The sequence below is a fragment of the Streptomyces sp. NPDC042371 genome (assembly GCF_056437465.1).
The window spans coordinates 35,813-62,761 of the sequence record NZ_JBWKAP010000008.1 but is presented as its reverse complement, the minus strand read 5'-3'; the positions used below and the strand labels follow the sequence as shown (position 1 = coordinate 62,761).

At 70.8% G+C, this 26,949-nt stretch carries 25 protein-coding genes; 9 read left to right on the top strand and 16 right to left on the bottom strand.

Features of this window, described 5'->3' with window-relative positions:
• Window positions 1–62: 62 nt before the first annotated feature.
• The 4 genes from AC068B_RS24445 to AC068B_RS24430 are packed head-to-tail and all read left to right on the top strand — an operon-like array spanning window position 63 to window position 3,637.
• On the top strand, window positions 63–1,091 hold the full coding sequence (locus AC068B_RS24445; protein WP_478674159.1) for an ABC transporter ATP-binding protein: 1,029 nt from the start codon (window positions 63–65) through the stop codon (window positions 1,089–1,091).
• The gene (locus tag AC068B_RS24440; RefSeq protein WP_478673810.1) at window positions 1,081–1,998 is read left to right on the top strand and encodes an ABC transporter permease; all 918 of its coding nucleotides are present in this window, start codon (window positions 1,081–1,083) and stop codon (window positions 1,996–1,998) included. The genes AC068B_RS24445 and AC068B_RS24440 overlap by 11 nt, the downstream gene beginning before the upstream one ends.
• Window positions 1,995–2,906: an ABC transporter ATP-binding protein gene (locus AC068B_RS24435; protein ID WP_356261205.1), complete on the top strand. Its 912-nt coding sequence runs from the start codon at window positions 1,995–1,997 to the stop codon at window positions 2,904–2,906. Before AC068B_RS24440 ends, AC068B_RS24435 begins: the two co-directional genes overlap by 4 nt.
• An 11-nt stretch (window positions 2,907–2,917) precedes the next feature.
• Window positions 2,918–3,637 (top strand): ABC transporter permease, encoded by a 720-nt coding sequence (locus tag AC068B_RS24430; protein WP_356261208.1) that lies wholly within the window; start codon window positions 2,918–2,920, stop codon window positions 3,635–3,637.
• 310 nt (window positions 3,638–3,947) lie between these two features.
• On the opposite strand, the gene AC068B_RS24425 is transcribed toward AC068B_RS24430, so the two are convergent.
• The 9 genes from AC068B_RS24425 to AC068B_RS24385 form a co-directional block, all read right to left on the bottom strand.
• Entirely contained in the window at window positions 3,948–4,772 is an 825-nt protein-coding gene (locus AC068B_RS24425) for an HAD family hydrolase (RefSeq protein ID WP_478673809.1), read from the bottom strand.
• The gene (gene serS, locus AC068B_RS24420) at window positions 4,769–6,058 is read right to left on the bottom strand and encodes a serine--tRNA ligase (protein ID WP_478673808.1); all 1,290 of its coding nucleotides are present in this window, start codon (window positions 6,056–6,058) and stop codon (window positions 4,769–4,771) included. Before serS ends, AC068B_RS24425 begins: the two co-directional genes overlap by 4 nt.
• A 615-nt stretch (window positions 6,059–6,673) precedes the next feature.
• Window positions 6,674–7,609 carry a prephenate dehydratase gene (pheA, locus tag AC068B_RS24415; protein ID WP_478673807.1) on the bottom strand — a complete coding sequence of 312 codons (936 nt, stop codon included), beginning with the start codon at window positions 7,607–7,609 and terminating at the stop codon, window positions 6,674–6,676.
• 239 nt (window positions 7,610–7,848) lie between these two features.
• Complete coding sequence (gene efeB / locus AC068B_RS24410; protein ID WP_478673806.1) at window positions 7,849–9,096, bottom strand: iron uptake transporter deferrochelatase/peroxidase subunit; 1,248 nt, start codon at window positions 9,094–9,096, stop codon at window positions 7,849–7,851.
• A gap of 14 nt (window positions 9,097–9,110) precedes the next feature.
• On the bottom strand, window positions 9,111–11,087 hold the full coding sequence (locus AC068B_RS24405) for a copper resistance CopC/CopD family protein (protein WP_478673805.1): 1,977 nt from the start codon (window positions 11,085–11,087) through the stop codon (window positions 9,111–9,113).
• Between the two features lie 14 nt (window positions 11,088–11,101).
• The gene (locus AC068B_RS24400; RefSeq protein WP_478673804.1) at window positions 11,102–11,647 is read right to left on the bottom strand and encodes a copper chaperone PCu(A)C; all 546 of its coding nucleotides are present in this window, start codon (window positions 11,645–11,647) and stop codon (window positions 11,102–11,104) included.
• Window positions 11,644–12,306 carry an SCO family protein gene (locus tag AC068B_RS24395; RefSeq protein ID WP_468565568.1) on the bottom strand — a complete coding sequence of 221 codons (663 nt, stop codon included), beginning with the start codon at window positions 12,304–12,306 and terminating at the stop codon, window positions 11,644–11,646. The genes AC068B_RS24400 and AC068B_RS24395 overlap by 4 nt, the downstream gene beginning before the upstream one ends.
• An 89-nt stretch (window positions 12,307–12,395) precedes the next feature.
• Complete coding sequence (locus AC068B_RS24390; RefSeq protein WP_478673803.1) at window positions 12,396–13,121, bottom strand: YcnI family copper-binding membrane protein; 726 nt, start codon at window positions 13,119–13,121, stop codon at window positions 12,396–12,398.
• 190 nt (window positions 13,122–13,311) lie between these two features.
• Window positions 13,312–14,211, bottom strand: coding sequence for a hypothetical protein (locus AC068B_RS24385; RefSeq protein ID WP_478673802.1), 900 nt, complete (start codon window positions 14,209–14,211; stop codon window positions 13,312–13,314).
• 251 nt (window positions 14,212–14,462) lie between these two features.
• On the opposite strand from AC068B_RS24385, the gene AC068B_RS24380 reads away from it, so the two are divergent.
• Window positions 14,463–14,939, top strand: coding sequence for an ATP-binding protein (locus AC068B_RS24380; protein WP_478673801.1), 477 nt, complete (start codon window positions 14,463–14,465; stop codon window positions 14,937–14,939).
• 13 nt (window positions 14,940–14,952) lie between these two features.
• Here AC068B_RS24380 and AC068B_RS24375 read toward each other — a convergent pair whose 3' ends face one another.
• Entirely contained in the window at window positions 14,953–15,468 is a 516-nt protein-coding gene (locus AC068B_RS24375) for a nitroreductase/quinone reductase family protein (protein ID WP_478673800.1), read from the bottom strand.
• Window positions 15,469–15,536: 68 nt separating this feature from the next.
• On the bottom strand, window positions 15,537–16,976 hold the full coding sequence (pdxR, locus tag AC068B_RS24370; protein ID WP_478673799.1) for a MocR-like pyridoxine biosynthesis transcription factor PdxR: 1,440 nt from the start codon (window positions 16,974–16,976) through the stop codon (window positions 15,537–15,539).
• A 47-nt stretch (window positions 16,977–17,023) separates the two neighbouring features.
• Between pdxR and AC068B_RS24365 the strand changes: the two genes are divergently transcribed.
• Window positions 17,024–17,554 (top strand): carboxymuconolactone decarboxylase family protein, encoded by a 531-nt coding sequence (locus AC068B_RS24365; protein WP_478673798.1) that lies wholly within the window; start codon window positions 17,024–17,026, stop codon window positions 17,552–17,554.
• A complete protein-coding gene (locus tag AC068B_RS24360) occupies window positions 17,554–18,990 on the top strand; it encodes an MFS transporter (protein ID WP_478673797.1) in 1,437 nt (478 codons plus the stop codon). Before AC068B_RS24365 ends, AC068B_RS24360 begins: the two co-directional genes overlap by 1 nt.
• A gap of 88 nt (window positions 18,991–19,078) precedes the next feature.
• On the opposite strand, the gene AC068B_RS24355 is transcribed toward AC068B_RS24360, so the two are convergent.
• Window positions 19,079–20,539, bottom strand: a complete 1,461-nt coding sequence (locus tag AC068B_RS24355; RefSeq protein WP_478673796.1) for an aminopeptidase P family protein — start codon at window positions 20,537–20,539, stop codon at window positions 19,079–19,081.
• Window positions 20,540–20,675: 136 nt separating this feature from the next.
• The gene (locus tag AC068B_RS24350) at window positions 20,676–22,148 is read right to left on the bottom strand and encodes a PP2C family protein-serine/threonine phosphatase (protein WP_478673795.1); all 1,473 of its coding nucleotides are present in this window, start codon (window positions 22,146–22,148) and stop codon (window positions 20,676–20,678) included.
• A 516-nt stretch (window positions 22,149–22,664) separates the two neighbouring features.
• Here AC068B_RS24350 and AC068B_RS24345 point away from each other — a divergent pair.
• Both AC068B_RS24345 and AC068B_RS24340 read left to right on the top strand, forming a co-directional pair.
• The gene (locus AC068B_RS24345) at window positions 22,665–23,342 is read left to right on the top strand and encodes a bifunctional DNA primase/polymerase (RefSeq protein WP_478673794.1); all 678 of its coding nucleotides are present in this window, start codon (window positions 22,665–22,667) and stop codon (window positions 23,340–23,342) included.
• 55 nt (window positions 23,343–23,397) lie between these two features.
• Window positions 23,398–23,949 (top strand): hypothetical protein, encoded by a 552-nt coding sequence (locus AC068B_RS24340; RefSeq protein ID WP_478673793.1) that lies wholly within the window; start codon window positions 23,398–23,400, stop codon window positions 23,947–23,949.
• Window positions 23,950–24,226: 277 nt separating this feature from the next.
• Here the strand turns inward: AC068B_RS24340 and AC068B_RS24335 are convergent, their stop codons facing one another.
• From AC068B_RS24335 to AC068B_RS24325, 3 genes are all read right to left on the bottom strand, one after another.
• A complete protein-coding gene (locus AC068B_RS24335; protein WP_478673792.1) occupies window positions 24,227–25,219 on the bottom strand; it encodes a DUF5926 family protein in 993 nt (330 codons plus the stop codon).
• An 87-nt stretch (window positions 25,220–25,306) separates the two neighbouring features.
• On the bottom strand, window positions 25,307–25,924 hold the full coding sequence (locus tag AC068B_RS24330) for an ATP-binding protein (RefSeq protein ID WP_478673791.1): 618 nt from the start codon (window positions 25,922–25,924) through the stop codon (window positions 25,307–25,309).
• A gap of 53 nt (window positions 25,925–25,977) precedes the next feature.
• Window positions 25,978–26,826 (bottom strand): glycerophosphodiester phosphodiesterase, encoded by an 849-nt coding sequence (locus tag AC068B_RS24325; protein ID WP_478673790.1) that lies wholly within the window; start codon window positions 26,824–26,826, stop codon window positions 25,978–25,980.
• Between the last annotated feature and the right edge of the window lie 123 nt (window positions 26,827–26,949).

The window sequence follows — 26,949 nt, the reverse complement described above, 5'->3', positions numbered from 1 at the left end:
CAGGGCAAGCCCCTGGTCTGACGCCCCGGTGTGGTGTGCGCCACTACGGTCGAACCGTGACTGTGATCGCGACCGAAAGCCTGAGCAAGCGGTTCCCGAGGGTGACCGCGCTTGACCGGCTCTCCATGGACATCGGGCCCGGTGTGACCGGACTCGTCGGAGCCAATGGAGCCGGCAAGTCCACACTGATCAAGATCCTGCTGGGTCTGTCCCCCGCCACGGAGGGCCGGGCCGCCGTGCTCGGACTCGACGTCGCCACCCGCGGCGGCGAGATCCGCGAGCGCGTGGGGTACATGCCGGAGCACGACTGCCTGCCCCCCGACGTCTCGGCCACCGAGTTCGTCGTCCACATGGCGCGCATGTCCGGCCTCCCGCCCACCGCGGCCCGCGAGCGCACCGCGGACACCCTGCGCCATGTCGGGCTCTACGAAGAGCGTTACCGCCCGATGGGCGGCTATTCGACCGGGATGAAGCAGCGCGTGAAGCTCGCCCAGGCGCTCGTCCACGACCCCCAGCTGGTCTTCCTGGACGAGCCGACGAACGGCCTGGACCCGGTCGGACGCGACGAGATGCTCGGCCTGATCCGCCGCGTCCACACCGACTTCGGCATCTCCGTCCTGGTCACCTCACACCTCCTCGGTGAGCTGGAGCGCACCTGCGACCACGTCGTCGTCATCGACGGCGGCAAGCTCCTGCGGTCCAGCTCCACCACCGACTTCACCCAGACCACCACGACCCTGGCCGTCGAGGTCACGGACACCGACGACCACCCCGACGGCACCCGCACGCTGCGCGACGCGCTCCAGGAGCGCGGCATCGACACGGAGACCGGGGGCGAACTCCCCGGCGCGGGCCACACGATCCTGCTCACCGCCGAGGGCGAGGAGACGTACGACCTCGTGCGCGACCTCGTCGCCGACCTCGGCCTCGGCCTGGTCAGGATGGAACAGCGCAGGCACCACATCGCGGAGGTCTTCAAGGACGAGCCGCACCAGGAGCCCGTCCAGGAGCCCGTCTCCGAACGCGCGGCCGCCTGGGCAGCCACCGCGGCCGCCGCACAGCAGACAGGAGGCCGACGCGATGAGCACTGATTCCACCCGCACCCCTGATTCGACTCGCACCCCTGAGTCCACCCGCATCCACAACATCGGGTACCGGAACTACGACGGGCAGCGGCTCGGCCGTGCCTATGCCCGCCGCTCGCTCTTCTCCCAGAGCCTGCGCGGCGCGTACGGCCTCGGGCGCTCCGCCAAGTCCAAGGTCCTGCCGATGATCCTCTTCGCGGTGATGTGCCTGCCCGCGGCGATCATGGTGGCGGTCGCCGTGGCCACCAAGGCCGACGAGCTCCCCCTCGACTACACGCGCTACGCGATCGTGATGCAGGCCGTCATCAGCCTCTTCCTGGCCGCCCAGGCCCCGCAGACCGTCTCCCGCGACCTGCGGTTCAAGACCGTCCCGCTCTACTTCTCCCGCCCCATCGAGCGCGGTGACTACGTCCTGGCGAAGTTCACCGCGATGACCTCGGCGCTCTTCGTCCTCACGGCCGCCCCGCTCCTCGTGCTCTACGTAGGGGCGCTGCTCGCCAAGCTCGACTTCGCCGACCAGAGCGCGGGATTCGCCCAGGGACTCGTCTCCGTGGCGCTGCTCTCCCTGCTCTTCTCCGGCATCGCCCTGGTCATCTCGGCGATCACACCCCGCCGAGGATTCGGCATCGCGGCCGTCATCGCCGTCCTGACCATCACCTACGGAGCGGTGTCCACGGTCCAGGCCATCGCGTACGACCAGGGCAGCACCGACGCCATCACCTGGCTCGGGCTCTTCTCGCCGATCACGCTCATCGACGGCGTACAGACCGCCTTCCTCGGCGCGACCTCGGCCTTCCCCGGAGGGGAAGGCCCCTCGTCCGGCGTGGGCGTCGTGTACGTACTCGTCGTCCTCGGCCTCATCGCGGGCTGCTACGGCGCGCTGATGCGCCGCTACCGAAAGGTCGGGCTGTGAGCACGATCAACATCGACCACACCTCCCGCTGGTTCGGGAACGTGGTGGCGGTCAACGACATCACCATGAACATCGGCCCTGGCGTCACGGGCCTCCTCGGTCCGAACGGCGCGGGCAAGTCGACCCTCATCAACATGATGGGCGGCTTCCTCGCCCCCTCCACGGGCAGCGTCACCCTCGACGACCAGCCGATCTGGCGGAACGAACAGATCTACAAGAACATCGGCATCGTCCCCGAGCGCGAGGCCATGTACGACTTCCTCACGGGCCGCGAATTCGTCGTGGCCAACGCGGAGTTGCACGGACTCGACGAGCGGGCCGCCAAGAAGGCGCTGGCCACGGTCGAGATGGAGTACGCGCAGGACCGGAAGATCTCCACGTACTCCAAGGGCATGCGCCAGCGCGTGAAGATGGCCTCCGCCCTGGTCCACGATCCGGCAGTGCTGCTGCTCGACGAGCCGTTCAACGGCATGGACCCCCGCCAGCGCATGCAGCTGATGGAGCTCCTGCGCACGATGGGGGACCAGGGCCGCACGGTCCTCTTCTCCTCGCACATCCTCGAAGAGGTCGAGCAACTGGCCTCGCACATCGAGGTGATCGTCGCCGGGCGGCACGCGGCGAGCGGTGACTTCCGCAGGATCCGCAGGCTGATGACGGACCGGCCCCACCGCTATCTGATCCGCTCCAGCGACGACCGCGCCCTGGCCGCCGCGCTGATCGCCGACCCCTCGACGGCCGGCATCGAAGTCGACCTCAAGGAGGGCGCGTTGCGCATCCAGGCGGTCGACTTCGCACGGTTTACCGCGCTGCTGCCCCGGGTCGCCCGGGAGCACGGCATCCGGCTCCTCACGGTCTCGCCCTCCGACGAGTCCCTAGAGTCGGTCTTCTCCTACCTCGTCGCGGCCTGAAGGGAGCCATCATGTACAACCCCACTGTCGCCCGGCTCACCTACCGGGCCCTGCTCGGCCGCCGCCGGGCACTCATCCTCTTCGCTCTGCCCGTCCTGCTGATCGCCATCTCCGCGGCGGTACGCGGCTTCAGCGGCGCCGACGACCAAGTGGCCGTCGACGTCCTCGGCGGCTTCGCGCTCGCCACGATGGTGCCGATCATCGGCGTCATCGCGGGCACGGGCGCCATCGGCCCGGAGATCGACGACGGCTCGGTGGTCTATCTGCTGTCCAAGCCGGTCAGGCGCCCCACGATCATCTTCACCAAGCTGATCGTCGCCATCGCCGTGACCATGGCGTTCTCCGCGATCCCCACGTTCATCGCGGGCATGATCCTCAACGGCAACGGCCAGCAGATCGCCATCGCCTACACCATCGCGGCACTCGTCGCCTCCATCACGTACGCCGCGATCTTCCTGCTCCTCGGCACGATCACCCGGCACGCCGTGGTCTTCGGGCTCGTCTACGCACTGGTGTGGGAGGCCCTCTTCGGATCGCTGGTCTCCGGAGCGCGCACGCTCAGCGTGCAGCAGTGGTCCCTCGCCGTGGCACAGAAGGTCGGCAAGGGCGACCTGATCACCTCGGACGTCGGCCTGCCGGTCGCGACGGTCCTCCTGATCGCGGTCACGGCAGCAGCCACGTGGTACGCGGGCCAGAAGCTCCGCTCGCTGACCCTGGCGGGCGAGGAGTAGCCGCCCCGCTCCGGCTCCTCGACCACGAGCCCCGGACTTTATTCGGTGGCGGTGAAGTCGGGCCGCAGGCACAGTAGTTGGTGTCACCGCGTCAGGAACGTCTGGCGCTCACCTTCTGGGAGAGGAGCCGGCGCGACCGTCAGTACGGGTCCGTCGAGTTCCCATCAGGGCAGCCCGCGGAAGGCTTCGGAGCAGTCACTCGCTCCGTGGAGTCCCGCACACGGGGGAGCTGCCCGGGGCGGCCGCTTCGAGCGCGCAGAATCCGCATCCCTGCGCGGGCCGCCCCCCCAGAGGAGGCCTCGGCCGGGCCTCAGGCCAGCAACCGCTCCAGTACGACCGCGATGCCGTCCGCCTCGTTCGACGTCGTCACCTCGTCCGCGACCGCCTTGAGCTCCTCATGGGCGTTGGCCATCGCCACGCCGTGCGCGGCCCAGGCGAACATCGGGATGTCGTTCGGCATGTCGCCGAAGGCGATCGTGTCCACGGCCTTCGCGCCGAGGCGGCGCGCCGCGAGCGAGAGGCCCGTGGCCTTGGAGAGGCCGAGCGGCAGGAGTTCGACTATGCCCTCGCCCGCCATGGTCACGCCGACCAGATCGCCCGCGACCTTGCGCGCCACGTCGGTGAGCGCGTCGTCGCCCAGGCCGGGGTGCTGGATGTACAGCTTGTTCAGCGGCGCCGCCCACAGGTCGGCGATGTCCGTGAAGGGCGTCGCGGGCAGCGGTCCTTCCTGGACCGCGTACCCCGGGCCGACCAGGACCTCGCCGTCGATGCCGTCGCGGCTCGCCGCGAGCGCCAGCGGGCCGATCTCCGCCTCGATCTTGGCGAGCGCCAGACCGGCCAGTTGGCGGTCGAGCGTCACCGAGGTGAGCAGGCGGTGCTCCCCCGCGTGGTACACCTGCGCGCCCTGGCCGCACACCGCTATGCCCTCGTAGCCGAGGTCGTCGAGGATGTGGCGGGTCCAGGGCACCGCGCGGCCGGTGACGACGATGTGCGCCGCGCCCGCGGCGGTGGCCGCGGTGAGCGCGTGGCGCGTCCGTTCGGACACCGTGTCGTCGGGGCGCAGCAGCGTCCCGTCGAGGTCGGTCGCGACCAGCTTGTACGGGAAGGAGGGCGTGACCGGAGCTGGGTGGCTCACTTGGCGATGGGCTCCAAAATCTCTCGACCCCCGAGGTACGGACGCAGGACCTCGGGCACCACCACGGAGCCGTCGGCCTGCTGGTGATTCTCCAGGATGGCCACGATCGTCCGCGGGACGGCGCACAGCGTGCCGTTCAGTGTCGAGAGCGGCTGCAGAACCTTTTTGCCGTCGCGGTTGTCGCGCATGCGCACGGAGAGGCGGCGGGCCTGGAAGCCGTCGCAGTTCGAGGCCGAGGTCAGCTCGCGGTACTTGCCCTGGGTGGGGATCCACGCCTCGCAGTCGAACTTGCGGGAGGCCGAGGAGCCGAGGTCGCCCGTCGCCACGTCGATCACCTGGAAGGGCAGACCGAGGCCGGTCAGCCACTGCTTCTCCCACTCCAGGAGACGCTGGTGCTCGTTCTCCGCGTCCGCCGGGTCGACGTACGAGAACATCTCGACCTTGTCGAACTGGTGGACGCGGAAGATGCCGCGGGTGTCCTTGCCGTACGTACCGGCCTCGCGGCGGTAGCAGGGCGAGAAGCCCGCGTACCGCAGGGGGAGCCTGTCGGCCTCGATGATCTCGTCCATGTGGTACGCCGCGAGCGCGACCTCGGAGGTGCCGACCAGGTAGTAGTCGTCCTTCTCCAGGTGGTACACGTTCTCCGCGGCCTGGCCGAGGAAGCCCGTGCCCTCCATGGCGCGGGGGCGGACCAGCGACGGCGTCAGCATCGGGATGAACCCGGCCTCCGTCGCCTGGGCGATCGCCGCGTTGACGAGGGCCAGCTCCAGCAGGGCGCCGACACCCGTCAGGTAGTAGAAGCGCGAGCCGGAGACCTTCGCGCCGCGCTCGACGTCGATGGCGCCGAGCGACTCGCCGAGCTCCAGGTGGTCCTTGGGCTCGAAGCCCTCGGCGGCGAAGTCGCGCGGGGTGCCGATGGTGTCGAGGACGACGAAGTCCTCCTCGCCGCCGACCGGGACGTCCGGGTGGACGAGGTTGCCCAGCTGCTGCAGGAGGCGCTTGGTCTCGTCGTCGGCCTCGCCCTGGGCGGCGTCCGCGGCCTTGACGGCGGCGGAGAGCTCGCCCGCCTTCTTCAGGAGCTCCTGCTTCTCCTCGGGCGCGGCCCTGGGGATCAGCTTGCCGAGCGCCTTCTGCTCGGCGCGGAGCTCGTCGAAGCGGAGGCCGGAGGACCTGCGCCGCTCGTCGGCGGAGAGCAGGGCGTCGACTAGCGCGACGTCCTCTCCACGGGCGCGCTGGGAGGCGCGAACACGGTCGGGGTCCTCACGGAGCAGGCGAAGGTCAATCACCCCTCAAGGCTACCGTCGCCCGCTTCCGGCCCACGACTCGATATTCCATTGTGTACCGTATGCCCGTTTTGCCGGGATATGAATTTCCGGAGTCCAGTGCTCCGAATCAAGATCGACGTGGCACCGATACGGCCGGAAAAGCCTTGCCGCACACGTCTCGGTCTTCGGTCAATAAAAAGGGCGCCATTCCCCGAAATGGGGCAGAGTGCACCCGCTTCCTTGACCCGAACCCCTTGTGCGGAGCGGGACTTGGGCCGCTTGTCCACCGCGGTTGTCCACAGGAACCAGGGGCTCCGGACGGTTATCCACAGGGTGTGCGAAAGATCTGTGGATGCCGGAACATCCCATTCCGATAGCCCTTCGTGCACCCAGGGATTCCCTCCCCAAACCACCCGCACACCCACTTTCGAGTGGAAATACCTCGCCCCAAAGAGTTGATCAATGGAAAAGAGTGGACGAGGGGTGACGTGCAGGGCTGTGGACGGAGTTGGGCCCTGTGGGCCGATTTGTCGACCATGTCGTGCTTCGTTGTCGACTTGTCCCCAGGTCGAGACGCACACCTGTGGATAACTTCTGTGGATAACGTAAATCTGCAGGTAGGACCGTAGGGCCTGGCTAGAAACGGCCGTCCTGGCAGCGCGTGAGCCAGTCCGACGCCGCCATGAACTCGCGGTCCGTCGTGCCGGGCCGCAGCGGCCGGACGTCCTCCGTCGCCACCCCCGCCCGCGGATACGACCCGAGGAACCGCACCTGCGGGCAGATCCGCTTGAGCCCCATCAGGGCCTCACCGACGCGGCGGTCCGTGATGTGCCCCTCGGTGTCCACCGAGAAGCAGTAGTTGCCGATGCCCTGGCCCGTGGGCCGCGATTCGATCCGCATGAGGTTGACGCCGCGCACGGCGAATTCCTGGAGCAGTTCGAGCAGCGCACCGGGGTGGTCGTCGCCCAGCCAGATGACGACGGAGGTCTTGTCGGCGCCCGTCGGCGCGGCGGGGCGGGCCGGGCGGCCGACCAGGACGAAGCGGGTCTCGGCGTTCGCCGCGTCGTGGATCTCGCTGACCAGCGCTTCCAGGCCGTACGTGGCCGCCGCGAACTCACCCGCGAAGGCCGCGTCGAAGCGGCCCTCCTGGACCAGCCGGGCGCCGTCCGCGTTCGAGGCGGCCGACTCCCACAGGGCGTCCGGCAGATGGGCGGACAGCCAGTTGCGGACCTGGGGCTGGGCCACCGGGTGGCCCGTCACCGTCTTGATGTCCTTGAGCTCCGTGCCGGGCCGCACGAGGAGTGCGAAGGCGATCGGCAGGACGACCTCGCGGTAGATCATCAACGGGTCGCCCTTGGCGAGCTCGTCGACGGTGGTGGTGACGCCGCCCTCGACCGAGTTCTCGATCGGCACCAGCGCGGCCGCCGCCTCACCGCTGCGGACCGCGTCCAGCGTGGCCGGTACGGAGACCATCGGGACGAGCTCCCGGGCCGCCGCCTCGGGCAGCGTACGGAGAGCCGCCTCGGTGAAAGTGCCCTCGGGGCCCAGGTACGTATAGCGCGTCGCCGACATACCGTCACCCTAATGGGCCCGACGTGGCGCGGCTCACGCGTCTCACGGAACGGCGCCCGCCCGCTGCGGGCGCCTTAGAGCCTGTGTCATAACCCCGGTCGGGTGGTCGCCGTCTGGCACGCACGCTCGCGGCGTTGCCGAAACGTCCTAGTAGCTCCGCTACGAGGACGCTCCGGCGCCTTGCGATCGCACGCACCAGACGACGCCCACTGATCCGACCGGGGTTATGACACAGGCTCTTACCCCTCCAGCAGCCGCTGCCCCACGTACTCGCCCTTCCCCGCCCCGCCCGGCACCGCGAAGAGGCCGCTCGCCTCGTGCCGGATGAACTCCGACAGGGCGTCCCCCCGGTCGAGCTTGCGCTGCACCGGCACGAAGCCGCGCATCGGGTCCGCCTGCCAGCAGACGAAGAGCAGCCCCGCGTCGGGCTCGCCCTTGTCGTCGAAGCCGTCGTGGTACGAGAACGGGCGGCGCAGCATCGCGGCGCCGCCGTTCTGGTCGGGACGGGTGATGCGGGCGTGCGCGTTGGCGGCGATGACGACCTTGCCGTCCGGGCCGGTCTTGTCGAGCTTCGGCTCGGTCGTCTCCGTGCCGCCGGTCAGCGGCGAGCCGTCCGACTTGTGCCGCCCGATCACCGCCTCCTGCGCCTTCGTACCGAGCTTCTCCCAGTCGTCGAGGAGCATCCGGATGCGGCGCACGACTACGTAGGAACCGCCCGCCATCCACGACGGGTCACCGTCGGAGGGCACGAAGAGCCGCTCGTCGAAGTCCTTCTCCGAAGGCTTCGGGTTGTTCGTGCCGTCGATCTGGCCCATCAGGTTGCGGGTCGTCATCGGCCGCGCGGTGGCGCCCGGCGAGCGGTTGAAACCGTTCATCTGCCAGCGCACCCGCGCGGTCCCCGACGCCTCTTTCTGGATCGCGCGCAGCGCGTGGAAGGCGACGAGCGGGTCGTTCGCGCCGATCTGCACCCACAGATCGCCGTTGCTGCGCGCCTTGTCGAGGTGGTCGGATGAGAAGTCGGGCAGCGGGTCCAGAGCGGTCGGGCGCTGCTTCTCCAGGCCCGTGCGGGAGAAGAAGGAAGCGCCGAATCCGAAGGTGACGGAGAGCGAGGACGGCCCCGCGTCCCGGGCGACGGCCGTGTCCCTGCCGTCGGCCTGCTCGCCCGCCATCAGCCGCTCGGCCGTCGCCGACCAGCGGCGCAGCAGGGCCGCCGCCTCCTTGCGGCCCGCGTCCGCCGACAGGTCGAAGGCGATCAGATGGCCACGGGACTGGAGCGGCGTGGTGATGCCGGGCTGATGTTTCCCGTGAAACATCACCCGATCGGCGCCCAGGGAGGCCAGCTCCGCCGTCGACGATCCCGCGGAGCCCGCGGCGGCGTCCGAGGGCGCCGCCGCGTACCCGACGGCGCCGCCCGCCGCGCCGAGCGCGAGGCCCGTCGCGCCTGCGGTACCGATCAGCCGCCGCCTGGAAATCCCGTTGTCCGCCATGGTGGTTGTTCCGTTCAGCCGATCTGCGCGTTCTTCTTCACGGTGATCTGGTCGATGTCGGAGGTCCGCACCGTCACCGCGATCTTCCAGTTGCCTGCCATCGGGATCTGCACGCCGTTCGCGCTCCAGTGTCCGGTGGCGATGTGGTCCGGGGCGACGGGCAGCGGGCCGACGTCCTTGGACTCGTTGGTGAAGGAGACCTTCACCTCGGGGACGTCGAAAGCGCTGCCGTTGGGGCGCTTCACATACATGTGCAGGGTGTTGCTGCCGCTGCGGCCGGGGTCGAGGTCCAGCTGCACGGTGCCCTTGCCGTCGGTGCCGCCCGTGTCGAAGGGCACCTTGAGCTGGAGCGGGCCCGAGCGCTGCGCGGCCGCCGCGGACGTGGCCTTGGCGGCCTCCTCCTCGGTGCGGCCCGGCTCGGTGGTGGTCAGGAACGTCGTCACGCCCAGCAGGACGACGGCGATGGATGCCTCGGCGAGCACCGAGCGGCGCAGGCCCGAGCGGTGCGGGTCGGCGTCGCGGATGCGCTTGTCGCGCGCGGTGTCCATGGCGGCCTGCTGGCGCGCCAGTTGGGCGGAGCGCTCGGTGTCGTCCGTGCCCCGGGCGGCGGCAGGCACCGTGACCGGCTTCTTCTGGGGCTTCTTCGACGTCTGCTTCGCGCGCTGCTCGACGACCACTGCGGCCTCGGACTCCGGGGCGAGACCGCTCGCCTCGGTGGCGATCCGCCCGGTCCACCGCCGCGAGACGGAGGCGACGCCCACCAGGACGGCGACCAGACCGATCTTGACGAGGAGCAGCTGCCCGTACGAGGTGCCGGTCAGCGCCGACCACGAGCCGACCTGCCGCCACGCCTGGTAGGTGCCGGTGGCGGCCAGCACGCAGACGCTGGTGAACGCCACGGTCGAGAACCGCTGCACGGCCGAGGCGTCCACCGCGGTCGTGCGGAACAGCGCGACGAGCAGCGCCGCGAGCCCGCCCAGCCAGGTGGCGACGGCCAGCAGGTGCAGCACGTCGACGGGCATCGCGATGCCGGACTGGATGCCGGTCGAGGCGTGCTCGGCCATCGCCCACGTCGCCGCGATGCCGAGGGCCACGACGGTGCCGCCGATGGCGAGCCCGAAGGTGAGGTCCTTCTTCTCGGCGGCCTGATCGGGCCCCTCACGCTTCACGTACGCCCCGAAGAGCACCGCGATGAACAGCGCGGCGGCGGCGAGCAGCAGCAGCCGGGAGACCAGGGAGGCGCCCGTCTTGGTGTTGAGGACGTCGCCGAGCTTGCCCATGTCGAAGGCGTCCGCGAGCTTTCCGGAGCCCGTGTAGGGGGCCCGCAGGAGCAGCAGGAGAAGGGTGGAGGCGGTGAGCGCGACCCAGCCCGCCGTCACGAGCCGCTGCACGGGCCGTGCCCCCGCGCCCCGCGGCCAGCAGCCCAGGACGAACGCGGCGCCGCCGACGAGCAGGATGAACCCGGCGTACGAGAAGTAGCGTGCGATGTCGTAGAGCGCGCCGACGAGGCCGCCGCCCGCCTCCTGGTCGGGCAGCGCGACCTTGGTGTCGGAGGGCGCGCCGATGGAGAACGTGAAGGCACCCGCGACCGGGTGGCTGTCGGCGGACACCACTTGGTAGGCGACGGTGAAGGTGCCGTCGGGCAGGCCGGGACGGAGCCGCACGCCGTAGGTGTTGGAGCCCAGGTCGGTGGTCTTCTTGGTGTCGACGCGCTTGCCGGACGGGTCGAGCACCCGCACCGAGCCGTCCGACATGGCGACCTTCTCCGAGAAGGTGAGCTTCACCTGGTCGGGGGCCCGGTCGACCACCGCTCCCTGCTTCGGGTCGCTGCCGGTCAGCGCGGCGTGCGCGGACGAGGGCGCGGCGCCGCCGAAGAAGACGCCGGTCGCGGCGAGGAGCACCAGAAGGAGCCGCCAGAGGCGGGGAGTGGTTCCGGTCCGGGGAACTCTCCCGGAGCCGGGGATCCTGGAGCGGGGAGCGATGGTCTGCATCAACGGTCCGTCCCTCAGTGCGACTTGTGCGACGTGTGTGAGGCGTTCGAGTCGTGCGAGGCGGTGGCGTCGCCGTGCTGCTTCGGGTTGTACGTCGCTTCCTTGACCGGCACCTCGACCGTGATCGGGTCCGACTTCTGGAAGTGCAGCGTCAGGGCGACCTTCTCGCCCTTCTTCGGCTTGTGCTTGAGCTTCTCCAGCATCAGGTGGTTGCCGCCGCTGACGAAGGCGAGCTTGCCGTTCGCCGGTACGTCGAAGGTCTTCTCCTCCTTCATCGCGCCGCCCTTGGTGCTGTGCAGCGTGATGGAGCCCGCGGCGTCGCTGGTGGCGGAGGTGAGCTTGTCGGCGCCGCCGCCGTTCGTCAGCGTGAGGAAGCCCGCCGCCATGTCGTCCATGGTGGGCTCGGGGACGTAGGCCCCGCTGACCTTGATCTCGGGCTTCTTCGCGGTGTTCCCGGAGCCGGAGTCCGAGTCGTCGTTGCAGCCCGCGAGGGTGAGGGCGGCGGCCAGCGCTATGGCCCCGCCTGCGAGTGCGCGGTGCTTGGTGGTGCGGTGGTTCACGGGGTCTGTCCCTTGAGGAGCTTGGGGAGGTCCTTGGTGTAGTCGCCGGCGGTGGCGTCCTCTCCGTAGAGGACGTATCCCGCGTCGTTCTTCGGCGAGAAGGCGAGGACCTGCGTGCCGTGCATCGAAACGATCTTGCCGTTCTTGTCCTTCTTGGACGGTTCGATGCTGATGGCGAGCTGGCGGGCGCCTGCCTGGATGGTGGCGAAGTCGCCGGTCAGACCGACGAAGTCGGCGTCCACGCCCTTGAGCCACTTGCCGAGCTCGGCGGGGGTGTCGCGCTCGGGGTCGGTGGTGACGAAAACGACCTTGAGCTTGTCCTGGTCGGCCTTGGGCAGGGCCTTCTTGGCGACCGCGATGTTGTTCATCGTCAGCGGGCAGACGTCGGGGCAGTGCGTGTAACCGAAGTAGATCAGCGTCGGCTGTCCCTTGGTCTCCTCGCGCAGGTCGTACTTCTTGCCGTGGGTGTCCTTGAGGACCAGGTTCGGCTTCTTGTACGGCTTGTCGAGGACCGTGGCGGCCTTGCCCGAGTCGGACTCCACGGAGACGTCGGCGACCGACTTCTTGTCGTCACCGCCGCCGCAGGCGGTCAGGGTGAGGGCGGCCACGGCCAGCAGGGCAGCGGCGGCGAGCTTCTTGTTCGTGCTCTTCGTGCGCATACGAAAATGTCCCAGATGTGAGGGGGCCGGGGTGCACCGGGGCGGCCGTGTGCCGCGCCGGTGCACCCCGAGGGGGCTCAGCCGACAGCTCAGCTCGTGGCGCGGCGGCGGCCGGCGACCACGCCGAACGCGAGGCCCGCGGCGCCGACGACGATGCCGACGATGCCGAGGACGCGCGCGGTGGTGTCGCTGCTGTCGGAGGAATCCGACGACGCGCTCTCGGTCTTGTCGGACTTGTCGTCCGCCTTCGCGGTGTCGGCCGTGGCGCCGTGGCCCTCCTCAGCGGCGGTCAGTTCGAGGGTGGGCGCCGGGTGCTCCGGCTCCTCCTGGCCCTTCTGCTGCGGCTCGATCCAGCGGACGACGTCCTTGTTGTCGTACGTCTGGATCGCCTTGAAGACGAGCGCGTCGGCGTCCTCGGGCAGCTGGCCCATGGAGACCGGGAACTTCTGGAAGGTGCCGGGCTGGATGCCCTTGCCGTCGGCGGTCCAGGTGACCTTGGAGACGGCCTCGTCGATCTTCTCGCCGTGGATCTCCAACGGCTTGTCGAGCTTGGTCTTGGTGACCTTCGCGGTCCAGCCGGGGACGGGCTGCGTCATGACGGAGGCGAGCGGGTGGTCGCTCGGGAAGGCGACCTCGACCTTGTTGGTCGACGCGTCGTCCTGCTCGTTGGGCACCTTGAAGTTGACCGTCGCGTAACCACCCTTGGCGGCCTGGCCCTCCGGCGAGACGCTGACGTGCGCGAACGCGGGCGCCGAGAGCACGAGAACGGCGGAGGCGGCGACGGTGCCGACGGCGGCGATACGGGACATCTTCATGACAGGGACACTCCACTTTCGTCAGTGGTGACCGGCCCGGGGTGCGGGACGCCGTGCCGGGTACGGGATTCGAAGTACGGGATAGGTGAGGTGAGCGCGGCCGTGCGGGCACGCGCGCGTGCGCGCCGAGCGACCCCTCCGTACTGCGGTGTGGAGTGCTTCTCCGTACTGCGGTGTGGAGTGTGTCGCGTCAGGCGGCGAGTTCGACGTCGCGGGCGTCGGCCGGAGGGCCGCGCCTGATCACCGCGTCTTCGAGCGCGACCGTGCGCGGCTTCCGCGGTACGAGCAGCGCGGTGCGGGGAGCCCGCGGCCCGGCTGTCTCGGGCGCGCCCGGCAGACCTGCCCGCAGGGCGTGTACGAGCGTGAGCGCCGAGCGCAGGGAACGTACGAGAGCCCCTTCGGCGACCCCGTGCGCCCCGTCGGCGAGCCGGACGAGGCGGAGCAGCGCGATGTCGCCGCGGCGGAGCAGCCAGCCCGCGGCGAGGGCCGCGAGGACGTGCGCGATGAGCATCGGCAGGGAGGGCACGAGCCCCATGTGGGCCATCGACCCCATGCCGCCGTTGCCCGGCGTGCCGGTCGTCATCGAGTCCAGCGCCGTGTCCGCGGCCGAGGCGGCGGAGCCGCCGTGCCGGTGCCCCGCGGACCGACCCGCTCCGGAACCGGCCGCTCCGCCGGGGCCGAGCCCGGCGGTGGTGAGGATCCGGTGGGCCTGCGCGGGCGTGATCGTCGCGGCGCCCGCCCCGCAGACCAGGCGCGCGGCCCGCTCCACCAGGGACGCGTCACCGCTCACGGCGGTCGTCGCCGACGCCGTGCCGTGCTGGCCGAGGCCGAACAGGGCGTGCAGGCCCAGCTGTCCGGCCGCGAGCAGCGCGGCGATGCCGGGCAGCGAGCGGGCCCGCCCGGCGAGCGGCAGCGCGACCGCGAGGACGGCGATGAAGCCCACGCCCAGCGTCCACAGCGGGACGGTGACGCAGGAAGCGAGCACATGGCCCCCGGCGGACAGCACGACACAGACCGCGGCGAACGTCGCGGCCCTCAGCAGCCGGAGGTCGGCTCCGTCGCGCGGCTGGCGCTGATGGGGGGCAGTCATGGCCGGGCCATCATCGCACTGGGCTCACCCCGGGCACACGGCAGGTCCGGAAGGTCCTGTTCCAGGTGATAGGTGGGGCATGGGCGGGCACAGTCGGATCACGCACGGCCGTCCTCGCCGCGCCGTCCTACACCGAGTGGCGGCGGGTGCGCATCCGCCGTATGGGCGGCATCACGTCCATCGGGCGCTTATTCGGGTGCGCGGGCGGCAATAGGTATCGGTATGTCGAGCCGCAGCCAGGAGGCTGGAGCATGAGCATCTGGTGGTCTCTCCATTTGCGGCGCGAAGCCGCGAGCGTCCCGCTCGCCCGCCGTCTGCTGATCGGCGCGATGGAGACCGCGGGCGTGGACCCGGACGTCTCCTACGACCTGTCGGTGGCCCTCAGCGAAGCGTGTGCCAACGCCGTCGAGCACGGCGGTGCGGGTGCGCCCGGGGGCACGCCGGGCGGATACCGGGTCACTGCCTACCTGGACGGCGAGAAGTGCCGCATCGAGGTGACCGACTCCGGGCCCGGCTTTCCCGCGACGTCGCACGGCTGTCCGGCGCCCCGGCCGGCCGCCACGGAGACGGACGAACACGGCCGGGGCCTGTGCCTGATCGAAGAACTCGCCGACCACGTCCACCTCGGCAACAAGCCGGGCAGGGGCGGCGGAGCGGTGATCAGCTTCGACAAGATCCTCAAGTGGCGCGAGGACGCGCCGTTGATGATGCCGTTGCTGACGGCATAAGGACTCAGGGGACTCATCCGGAGGTATGACCCGCACGGGTCAACGCGATCACCGGAATCGTGCGCGGGGCGCGGTCCCGGAATTCCGCGAAGTTCGGGTCGCGTTCGATCTGGCGGCGCCACAGCTCGTCGTGCTCGCCCGCGTCGACGGGCGTGGCCAGGGCCTCGTACCGCTCGCCGCCCACCTCGACGACGACCGAAGGGTCCTTGACGAGGTTGTGGTACCAGCCGGGGGCCTTCTCGGAGCCGCCGTTGGAGGCGAAGACGATCAGGCGGCCGTGCGCGGGGTCCGGGGCCGCCGCCGGGGGATCCGGCAGATAGACCGCCGGAGTCGTCCGCGGCAGTCCGCTCTTCGCGCCGCGCGTGGTCAGAAGGAGGAGGCTCACGCCCTCGAAGGGCCCGCCTACCTGGCCCCCGTTCGCGCGGAACTCCTCGATGACGCGGCGGTTGAAGGGGCTGGCGTTGTCGACCCCGTCGTCGTTGATCCTGTCGTCGCCGCGTGTCCCCGCGGTGCTGTTCGTACTGCTCACGGCCCGTTTCCCCCTGTGTCGTCCGGTACGGCAATTGCCCTCAACGATCACTGGACCGCGCTTATTTCTCAGGAGGACGGCGGCAGCGCCCGCAGCAGCGCCTCCAGAGCCGCCCCGTACGCGTGCTCCGTAGGCGTCGAATAACCGACGACGAGCCCGTCCCCCGCGGGCATCGTCGCCCGCGGATGGCGGAACGCCGCGAGGCCGTCCAGCGCGATCCCCTGCCAGGCCGCCGCCTTGACCACGGACGCCTCCGTCCCCGGCGGCAGCCTCAGCACCGCGTGCAGGCCCGCCGCGATGCCGGTGGCCGTGATGTGCGGGGCCCGCTCGGCGAGGGCGGTGACGAGGCGGTCGCGGCGGTGCCGGTAGCGCTGCCGCATCCGGCGGATGTGCCGGTCGTACTGTCCGGAGGCGATGAAGTCGGCGAGCGTGAGCTGGTCGAGGACGCTCGCCCACGCCTCCCGCTCCCCCTTGGCCGCGAGGACGCCGTCGACGAGCTGCTCGGGCAGGACCATCCAGCCGATGCGCACCGCGGGGGACAGGCTCTTGCTGACCGAGCCGAGATAGACGACCCGTTCGGGGTCCAGGCCCTGCACGGCGCCGACCGGCTCGCGGTCGTAACGGAACTCCCCGTCGTAGTCATCCTCAAGGACGAGTCCGCCGCTGCCGCGCGCCCAGTCGACGACCGCCGCGCGCCGGGTGGCGTGCAGGGGGCCGCCGGTCGGGAACTGGTGGGCGGGCGTGAGCAGGACACCACGCGCGCGTGGCGCATCGGCCAACTCCGCCACGCGCGTGCCCTGTTCGTCCAGACCCAGGGGAACGGTCCGTACGCCCGAGTCCTCCAGGATCTCGCGGTGGAACCCGAGCCCGTACGACTCCACGGCGAACGGCCCGCGCAGCACCCCGCCTCCCGCGCCGCGCGCCCCCGCGAACAGCAGCCGCAGCGCGTGCGCGAACCCGGAGCAGACCACGATGCGTTCGGGGTCGGCGCGCACCCCGCGGGCCCGCGTCAGATAGTCGGCGAGCGCCCGGCGCAGTTCCACGCGGCCGCGCGGATCGCCAGGCCCGAACGCCTCGTTGGGCGCGGCGTTCAGAGCCCGCCGCGCGGCCGCGAGCCAGGCGGCACGGGGGAAGGAGGACGCGTCCGGCGTGCCCTGGCGCAGGTTGTACGCGGGCGCCTCGGAGCGCGTGGGGGCGGGTTTCGGCTTGCGCGGGCGCTTGGGCGGCCGCACCCGCTCCGCCACCCGCGTCCCCGACCCCTGCCGGGCCGTCAGCCAGCCCTCGGCGACCAGTTCGGCATAGGCGTCGGCGACGGTGTTCCGCGCCAGGCCGAGGTCGGCGGCGAGCGAGCGGTAGGGCGGCAGACGGGTGCCGGGGGCGAGTCTGCCCTCGCGCACGGCGTCCCGCAGCGCACGGATGAGAACGGCGCGGCGGCTGCCGGGACCTGACAGGTCCACATGCAGGTCACTGCCGATGCGCTCTGCCAAATTGACCCATGATTCTGGCATGAAAATGCACCCTACCCGAGGTCTTTCAGAGGCCTAGATTCATAGTCATGACGAACAACACGAACGCCACGCAGACCGCCACCGCCGCCTCCACCACCGCCCCCGGCGCCTCGACCACTCCCACCCCCCGCCTCAACTTCGCCAAGGCCGCCCCCAAGGCCTTCAAGGCCCTCATCGGCTTCGACGCCGCCGCCCGCGACGGCCTCGACCCGGCCCTGGTGGAGCTCATCCAGATCCGCGCCTCGCTCCTCAACGGCTGCGCGTACTGCCTCCACATGCACACCTCCGACGCCCGCAAGGCGGGCGAGGACGAGGCGCGGCTGCACATGATCGGCGTGTGGCGCGAGGCCCGTAACTTCTTCACGGAGAAGGAGCAGGCCGCCCTCGCCCTGACCGAGTCGGTCACCCTCGTGTCGCAGGGCGGCATCCCGGACGACGTCTACGTAGAGGCCACTCGGCACTTCGACGAGTCCGAACTGGCCCGCGTCCTCGCCCTGATCTTCACCATCAACACCTGGAACCGCATCGCCCTGAGCACCGCCAAGGTCGCGGGCGAGGACGAGCGGGTGGCCCACTGATGGCCACCTCCATGGAGACGGCGGTCGGCCCCCGCCCGGCCGCCGTCCCGGCCCCCGCCCTCGCTCGCCGCACGGCGAGCGCCGCGACCCTCGCCCTCCTCGCCTTCGCCCAACTGATCATCTCCGTCGACTACAACATCGTGTATGTGGCGCTGCCCCAGATAGGCAGCGGCCTCGGCTTCTCCGCGCAGCACCTGCAGTGGGTGATCAGCGCGTACGCGGTCGCCTTCGGCGGCTTCCTGCTCCTCGGCGGCCGTGCCTGCGACCTGTTCGGACCGCGCCGGATGTTCGTGCTCGGCCTGAGCCTGTACGGGGTCTCGTCGCTCGCAGGCGCTCTCGCCACCGGTCCGGGTCTGCTGATCGGGGCCCGCGCGGTGCAGGGCATCGGCGGCGCGTTCCTCTTCCCCGCGACCCTCACCCTCGTCGGCACGCTCTTCGCCGAGGGCCGCGAGCGCAACCGCGCCCTCTCGGTGTGGGGCGCGGCGGGCGGCAGCGGACTCATCGTGGGCGCCCTGCTCGGCGGCGTCCTGACGGAGCTCCTCGGCTGGCGCTCGGTCCTGTACGTCAATGTGCCGCTCGCCCTGATCGCGGTGGGCGCCGCGGTCCGCCTCATCGCCCCGGACACCGCGGCCCGCGCGGGCCGCCGCATCGACCTGCCGGGCGCGCTGACCTCGACGCTCGGCGTCACCGGCCTCGTCTTCGCCCTCGTCCAGGGACCCGATTCGGGCTGGCTTTCGGCGACCGTCGTCCTCCCGGCGGTGGCGGGCGCGACCCTGCTCGCCGCGTTCCTCCTCGTCGAGGCGCGCACCCGCGACCCCCTGATGCCGCTGCGGCTGCTGCGCGGCCGTGGCCTGCGCACCGGCATGGCAGTGACGTTCCTCTTCATGGCGACGATCGGCAGCCTCGCCTACTTCCTCACGCTCTACTTCCAGAACGTGCTCGGCTACAGCGCCCTGCGCACCGGCCTCGCCTACCTCGTCCCGATGGTGGCGATCACCGCGGGCTCGCTCCTCGCGGGCCGGATCACCACGCGCCTCGGCACCCGCACCGCCATGACGGGCTCCCTGGCCCTCGGCGCGGCGGGCACGGCCCTGGTGGCCTCGGCGATGTCCGCCGAAGGCTCGTACGCCGCACTGGTCCCCGGCTTCCTGATCCTCGGACTCGGCCAGGGGGCGGGCTACACCCTGATGTTCGGCGCCGCGTCCGCGGGCATCGCGGGCCACGAGCAGGGCATCGCATCGGGCATGGCGTCCACGGCCCAGCAGATCGGCGGCGCGGTGGGGCTCGCGGTCCTGGTCGGCATCGCGGGCCTCGGCGAGGACGCCTCGGCGGCGGCCACGGCCGACGGCACGCGCGCCGCACTCCTCGTCGCCACGGCGGGCATCGCGCTGACGGCTCTGGTGGCGCTGGGATTCCCCCGCCGGGCGGCGCGGTGAGGCGATCGAACGCCGAAGGGCCGGTCCCCCTCCGGGGGGAACCGGCCCTTCGCCGTACTACGAGCCGAATTCGGTATTCGGCTCCGACTCAGCCCTTGAGCTGCGCCATCCACGCCTCGACGTCATCCGACGTACGCGGCAGCGCGGCCGACAGGTTCTTGTTGCCGTCCGCCGTCACGAGGATGTCGTCCTCGATCCGGACGCCGATGCCGCGGTACTCCTCGGGCACGGTCAGGTCGTCCGCCTGGAAGTACAGGCCGGGCTCGACCGTCAGGCACATGCCGGGCTCCAGCGTCCCGTCCACGTACGCCTCGGTGCGCGCGGCGGCGCAGTCGTGGACGTCCATGCCGAGCATGTGGCCGGTGCCGTGCAGCGTCCAGCGGCGCTGCAGGCCCAGCTCCAGGACGCGCTCGACGGGGCCCTCGACGAGACCCCACTCGACCAGCTTCTCGGCGAGCACACGCTGCGACGCGTCGTGGAAGTCGCGGAACTTGCCGCCCGGCTTCACCGCCGCGATACCGGCCTCCTGGGCCTCGTACACGGCGTCGTAGATCTTCTTCTGGAGCTCGTTGAAGCGGCCGTTGATCGGCAGCGTCCGCGTGATGTCCGCGGTGTAGTACGAGTGCGTCTCCACACCGGCGTCGAGCAGGAGCAGCTCGCCGGAGCGGACGGCGCCGTCGTTGCGCACCCAGTGCAGGGTGGTGGCGTGCGGGCCCGCGGCGCAGATCGAGCCGTAGCCGATGTCGTTGCCCTCGACGCGGGCGCGCAGGAAGAACGTGCCCTCGATGTAGCGCTCGCTGGTGGCCTCGGCCTTGTCGAGGACCTTCACGACGTCCTCGAAGCCGCGGGCGGTGGAGTCGCAGGCCTTCTGCAGCTCGCCGATCTCGAACTCGTCCTTGACCAGGCGGGCCTCGGAGAGGAAGACGCGCAGCTCCTCGTCGCGCTCGGCGGTGACCTTGTCGGTCAGGGCCGCCTCGATGCCTGCGTCGTAGCCGCGCACGACGCGGACCGGGCCGGTGGCCTCGCGCAGCTTGTCGGCGAGCTCGCGCACGTCGGAAGCGGGGATGCCGTAGTGCTTCTCGGCCTCGGTGAGGGAGTGGCGGCGGCCGACCCAGAGCTCGCCCTGGCCGTCCAGCCAGAACTCGCCGTTCTCGCGGTTGGAGCGGGGCAGCAGGTAGATCGTCGCGTCGTGACCCGTGGCGGTCGGCTCCAGGACCAGGACGCCGTCCTCGGTCTGGTTGCCGGACAGGTAGGCGTACTCGACGGAGGCGCGGAAGGCGTACTCGGTGTCGTTCGAGCGGGTCTTCAGGTTCCCGGCAGGGATCACCAGACGCTCGCCCGGGAAACGCGCGGAGAGCGCGGCACGGCGGGCTGCGGTGTGTTCGGCCTGCGCGATCGGCTGCAGGTCGTGCAGCTCGGTGTCGGCCCAGCCGGACTTCATGCTCTCGGCAAGCTCATCGGAAACGCCCGGGTACAGGCCGTTCTTGCGCTGCTTGATCGGCTCTTCTTCGGTCTCTTCCGGGTTCGCCGGGTTGAGCGCCTCCGACACGATCTGCCTCCTATGTACGACACTGGGCCGTCCTCCATCGTACGGGCGTACGGAAGGGGTCCCAGGGCCGGAAGGCCACTTACACAGCGTGCCCGGAGTCTCACCCGGAAGGCCGCCACGCGCGCGTGGACCACGCTCACTCGAAGCGGGCCGCCAGCAGCACCACGTCCTCGTCGCTGTCCACGGCGTCGAGCCCGTCCGGCAGGACGGTGTGCAGCACGTGATCGGCGATCGCGCCGGGGTCGTCCCTGATGGCCTTGGGGACGCTCGCCGCCGCCGAGTGCAGCCGCGCGAAGGCCCGGTCCATCGGGTCGCCGGTGCGGTGCAGAAGCCCGTCGGTGTAGAGAAGCACCGTTTCTCCGGGCTCCGGGCTGATCTCCACGCTCGGCGCCTCCCAGCAGGCGAGCATGCCGAGCGGCGCGGACAGGGAGGTCTCCACGAACTCCGTGCGCCGCTCCCCGACGATCAGCGGCGGGCTGTGCCCGGCACCGGCGAGGACGATCTTGCGCAGGGCGGGCTCGCAGTACGCGAAGAGTGCCGTCGCCGACCGCGCGGGCTCGGTCAGCCGCAGCAGCAGCTCCAGGTCGGAGAGGACGGCGACGGGGTCCTCGCCCTCCATCACCGCGTACGCCCGCAGGGAGGCGCGCAGGCGGCCCATCGCGGCCACGGCGCTGGGGCCCGACCCGGTGACGGAGCCGACCGCGAGGCCGAGGGCCGCGTCCGGCAGCGGCAGCGCGTCGTGCCAGTCGCCGCCGCCGCGCGGTCCGGTGCGGTGCCGGGCGGCGAGCTGCACTCCGGCGACCCGGGGCAGCCGGGAGGGCATGAGCTCCTCGCGGAGGGTGGCCTCGGTCGTGCGGGCGCGCTCCAGGACGAGCAGCTGCGCCACGTGCTCGGTGGCTTGGCGGGCGTAGAGCCCGACGAGGTGGCGACGGCGCTCGTCCGGTTCGGCGGGCTCGTCGTAGAGCCAGACGGCGGCGCCGATCCGGCCCGCCGCTTCGGTGGCGAGGGGCAGGGCGTAGCTCGCGGCGTAGCCGAGGACGGCGGCGACTTCGCGGTGGCGGGGGTCGAGGCCCTCGTCGGCGAGGAGGTCGGGCTGCGCGATCTCGTGCGGCACGGTGCCGGGCCTGCCCTCGGCGGCGTCCAGGATCCTGCCGTACGAGGTGGCGCCGCGCGGCACCGTCTCGATGTGCCCGAGTTCGGCGCGGCCGAGTCCGAGGCCGAAGGTGGTCTCGGGGCCCAGGCCGTCGGCGGGCTCGATGACCGCGAGCCCGCGCCGGGCGCCCACCAGGGACGCGCCGGCGCGCAGGAACTCGCGCACGGCCTCGTCCAGGGTGGCCGTGCGGGCGAGCCGCTCGGTGAGTTCCTGCAGCGTGGTGAGGTCGGAGACCCAGCCCGCGAGCCGGTCCTGGATCACGGCGCCGGGGGCGCTCGGAACGAAGGCGCCCGCCGCGTGTGCCGCGGCGGGTGTGGTCTGCGCGCTGGGCGCGACAGTGTGTGCCGGTGGCGGAACAGTGGAATCGATTCCGGCCACTTTCGGAAGGTGCGGGGCGTTCATGGCTGACGGCTTTCCGGCCGGTGCGTAATGCTCAAAAGCATTGCAAACCCCCATGTCATTATGCGCCGCTAGCTATGTCTCAAGATGTACACGCACTGGTGAGGGGATGTCCAGCATTGTCCTGCCGGGATTCATGGTGTTCGGGGGAATTCTGGAAACTCTAAAAGATCTTGGAAAGATGGCTGAAAACAGCGCAGGGTTAGGGCATATTAGGATCGACTGACGTTGTTCGGTAGAGCGTTGCAGTGGTCGCGCTGGGTACGTACTCAGTGATGGCCAGGGGCAGTTGGGATCGATCCGGAACCTGTCGAAGGACCCGGGCGTCCTAACTCACGACGACCGTGCCCCATCCTCCCGTGGCGGAGGCGGCAAGCAATATCGCGGGACGGCAAACGCCAGGCGCCGCCACCCCACGCCACGTCAACGCTCGGTTCAGAGTGGTTCCCCATGCCGCAGGCTGGGTGCAGATGTGCCAGCTCGTACGTACAGCGAAGTGATCCACACATGGTGTGATGTGGCCCGCAGTCTCCCCGGCTAACGCCGGCGTGCAACGGAAAGGAACGAGCGCTCATGCGCGAGATCCTCGGAAGGCGACGCAGGCTCCTGTCCTGGCGAATCGGAAGGAAGCCCGGCCGGAGTACCGGCCAGCTCGGCGCTGCTCTGACCTTCGCGACCGCATGGCGGTGGCCCGTACTGCCGGGAGTCGGTCTCGACCGACGCGACGGCAGCCGGTGCGCCTGCCCCGACCCCGACTGCGCGGTACCGGGCGCGCATCCCCTCGACCCCGGTCTCCTCGCCGCCACCACCGACGAGCGGATGGTCCGCTGGTGGTGGAACAACCGACCCGGCGCACCCATCGTGCTCGCCACCGGAGACCGCGCCCCGTGCGCCGTCAGTCTCCCCGCGGAAGCGGGCGTGCGCGCCCTCGCCGCGCTCGACGAGGCGGGCATCAGGCTCGGCCCGGTGGTCGCCACCGAAGCCAGAGTGCACATCCTCGTCGCGCCCTACTCCATGGCCCAGTTGGGCGAGCTCCTGTACGCCAAGGACTATGTCCCCGGCTCTCTGCGCTTCCACGGCGAGGGCGGCTATCTCGCGCTGCCGCCGTCCGGGACCGGGCAGGGCCAGGTCCGCTGGGAGCGCGCGCCGCTGCCCGGTTCGGCCGCTCCCTGGGTGCCGGACGTCGAGGCGGTCGTGGACGCCGTCGTCGACGCCCTCACTCGTACGGGTGTGAGCGCGCCCGAGTTGTAGGGGAATTGGGCGCGCGGCGAGCAGGCTGCGCGCCCACTGTCGTTATGTTCGGCTCATGCAACCCCGCCTGATCATGCTTCTGGGCGTCGCGGCCGTCACGGTTCTCCTGCCGCTCGCCGGGGCGTCCGCGGGGCCGGTGGGCGACGGTGACGCGAAGTCGCCCCTCCCCTCCCCCTCAGCCGCCCTTTCGAACGCCCCTTCGGAGTCGCGGGCAGGGGCGGCGTCCGGCGCCGAGTCCTCGTCGCTCGCGGATTCCGGCGCGGCCACCGCCGCCCGGTGTGGCCCCGAACTCTCCTCGCCCGACGGCATCGAGGCCCAGACCTGTGTGCTCAGACTGGGCCGTGACACCTGGGCGCGTACCTATTACCGCAATGCCACCGGCGAGGAGCTGACCGCCGTTCTGACCCTGATGGGCCCCGGTGGGCGCACCGTGCAGATGCACTGCGAGGTGGCGGCGGAGGACGAACCCGCAGCGTGCGAGACCCCGCGCGAGCGGTCGGCGGGGGACGCGGCGGCGTACTCGGCAGTGGCGGAGTACGCGGCGGGCGAGGCGGCCGGTCTGCTGCTGCGCTCGGGCAGCAACTCGGCGCCCCCACGGGACAGTTGAGGCCCGAACCGGTCCCGAGGTATAAAAGGGCCCGGTTGCTGGCGACGGGGGATGCACCAGCAACCGGGCTACCTGAACGGTAACAAGAGATCGGCTCTTGGCAAATTCGATCCCAGTTATCCGGACAGGGATTTACTTACCGCTACGGGGAGTTGTGACTGGAGTCACGGGTTCCGTTCGCTGTCGTACCGACTGACTGGTGCGTCAGTCGGTACGACACGGCACGCAGGTGGACGGTGAGGTGGCGCCGGACGGGGCGCGCCGTGCCGTCACGCGGTCAGCTGAGCGTGACCTGGCGGTTGGTGAGGCCACCGCGCGCCCGGCGCTCGTCCGCGGTCAGCGGGGCCTGCGAGGCGAGCGCCGCCGCGAGCCGCTCGGCGAACTCCGCCGCGGGCTTCTCGACGTCCGCGGCCGTGACACCGCTCGGCAGGTCCCACACCGGCACGGTCAGACCGTGCGCACGGAAGGAGCCGACCAGCCGGGTGCCCTCGCCGAGGCTCGACGTGCCGGCCGCGTGCAGCCGGGCCAGCGCGTCCAGGAGCTGCTCCTCGGGGTGCGGCATGACCCAGCGCAGGTGGTTCTTCTCCGGCGTCTCGCACCAGTACGCGGCGTCCACACCGGTCAGCTTCACGGTCGGGATGGCGGCGTCGTTCGCCCGCTCGAGGGAGGCGGACACCTCCGGCGTGGCGTTCTCCGCGTCCGGCACCCAGAACTCGAAGCCGGGGTGCACGACCGGCTCGAAACGGCCCTCGGGGTCGAGCAGGTCCTGCAGTCGCGGTCCGTCGGCCGGGGCGCGGCGGCCCTTGATCGGCGTACCCGGCTCGGCCTCCAGGGCGCGCTGCAGGGTGTCGGCAAGGTCGCGGCTGATGTCGCCGGACGAGGTGTCGTTCTGCAGGCCGAGCAGGACCGAGCCGTCGTCGCGGCGCAGCGCGGGCCAGGCCATCGGCAGCACGGTGGCGAGGGAGACCGACGGAATGCCGTCGGGCAGCCCGCCCTTGAGGGGCAGCTCGACCGTGGCGGCGGGCACCAGCTCGCGCAGCGCGATCCAGTCGCACTCGCCGGGCAGGCCTTCGAACGGGCGCTGCACCAGCTCGGTCACCGCGTGCGCGGCGGCCCGGCCGTGACACGCCTTGTAGCGGCGGCCCGAACCGCAGGGGCAGGGTTCGCGGGCGCCGACGACCGGATAGTTCTCATCAGCGCCGCCGGCGCGGGCTCCGTCCTTGACCTGCGGCTGCTGCTTGCCCTTGGACTGGGGGCGCTTCTTGGCCATCTTGGCTGTCTCCCGGCTGCGGCTCTGTTGCACTCTTCCGTACGGGCGCGAGCCTAGCCGTTTGTGGAATCACTGCCGTTCGTGGATTCAGTCCAGGTCGTCGAACGGGTCCACGAGGGCGAGCTCGGATATCGCGGCCGCCGACGGCGCGGCGACGCGCGTAGCGAAATCCTCATGGTGGTGCCCCGCTTGCACGACGGCCCACACGGTGACTTCGCCGTGCACGTCGTCGCGGACGCCCCAGGCGTCGGAGAGCGCCGTGATGATGTTGAGCCCGCGGCCGCCGTGCGCCGTCACCGACGGAGTGGCGGGCACCGGGCGGGTCGGGCCGCCGCCGTCCGTCACTTCAACCGTCAGCCGGCCCGACTTGTCGACGTGCCACGCCACGCGCACGTCACCGTCTCCGACCATTCCTCGGCCCAGTGGCCTGCCGTGCCGGCAGGCGTTGCTGAGCAATTCCGACAGGATCAGTACGGCATCGTCGACGACCGAATCGGACACCCCGCTCATGCGCAGTTGATTGCGCATGTGGTGCCTTGCTTCCCCCACGCCCGCAGGGCCATGGGGTACGGCCATGCTCGACGACGTGGGCACCTCCCGTGCCACCACCAACGCCACCCCCGAGACCTCCTTCGCCCCACGCCACGGTGTGGATGCCCCAATGGACTGGACCGGAAACCGGCCAATCCCCGTCCGGTGACGCACTCGTAACGATCGAATACGGAACGAACGCGCCGGTGCACACCCTGTGACCGGAGTTAATGGAGTCCCAGTTGGTTCAGTTGGGACAGAACTTGCTTGGGGCGGTTGGTGATGATCGCGTCGACACCCAGCTCGGCGCAGAGTTCGACGTCCTCGGGCTCGTTCACGGTCCAGACGTGCACCTGGTGTCCCGCACGCTTCAGCTTTGCCACGTACGAGGGGTGGTTGCGCACGATCCGCATGGCCGGACCAGCGATGCGTACGCCCCCGGGGAGGCGGCCGTCGCGGTGGCGCGGCGAGACGAACTGCATCAGGTAAACGGTCGGCAGCGTCGGCGAGGCGGCCCGGACACGGTGCAGTGAACGTGCCGAGAAGCTCATGACGCGTACCGGCGAGGGGCCCTCGGCCGGGGGCGCGTCCAGGCCGAAGCGCTTGAGCAGCAGGAGCAGGCGCTCCTCCACCTGACCCGCCCAGCGCGTGGGGTGTTTGGTCTCGATGGCGAGCCGCACGCGGCGGCCCGATGCATTACTTTCGGCCACGAGCTCGAGAAGTCGCTCCAGGGTCAGGACCGATGTGTCCTCTCCCGTGTACTCACCCGTGGCGGACTCCCAGTCCGGTCCTTCCTCGGCCTCGCCGTGGTGCTTCTTCCAGGAGCCGAAGTCCAGGGCGGCGAGGTCGGCCAGTTCGAGGGCGGAGACGGCTCCGCGGCCGTTCGACGTACGGTTGACGCGCCGGTCGTGGACGCAGACGAGGTGGCCGTCGGCCGTGAGCCGTACATCGCATTCGAGGGCATCGGCACCGTCCTCGACCGCCTTCTTGTAGGCGGCCAGCGTGTGCTCGGGAGCATCCTCGGAGGCTCCGCGGTGGGCGACGACCTGGATCTGGTGCTGTCGTGCGAGGGTCACCGCGTCATGGTGCCATCACCGGGTACCCGCAGGCTCGCCGGGAGACGCCCTCCCGGGGCGCCGGACACACAGCGTCGGCTTATGGTGCCCTGACAGCCCATGGGAAAAGCTGACTGCAGGCAC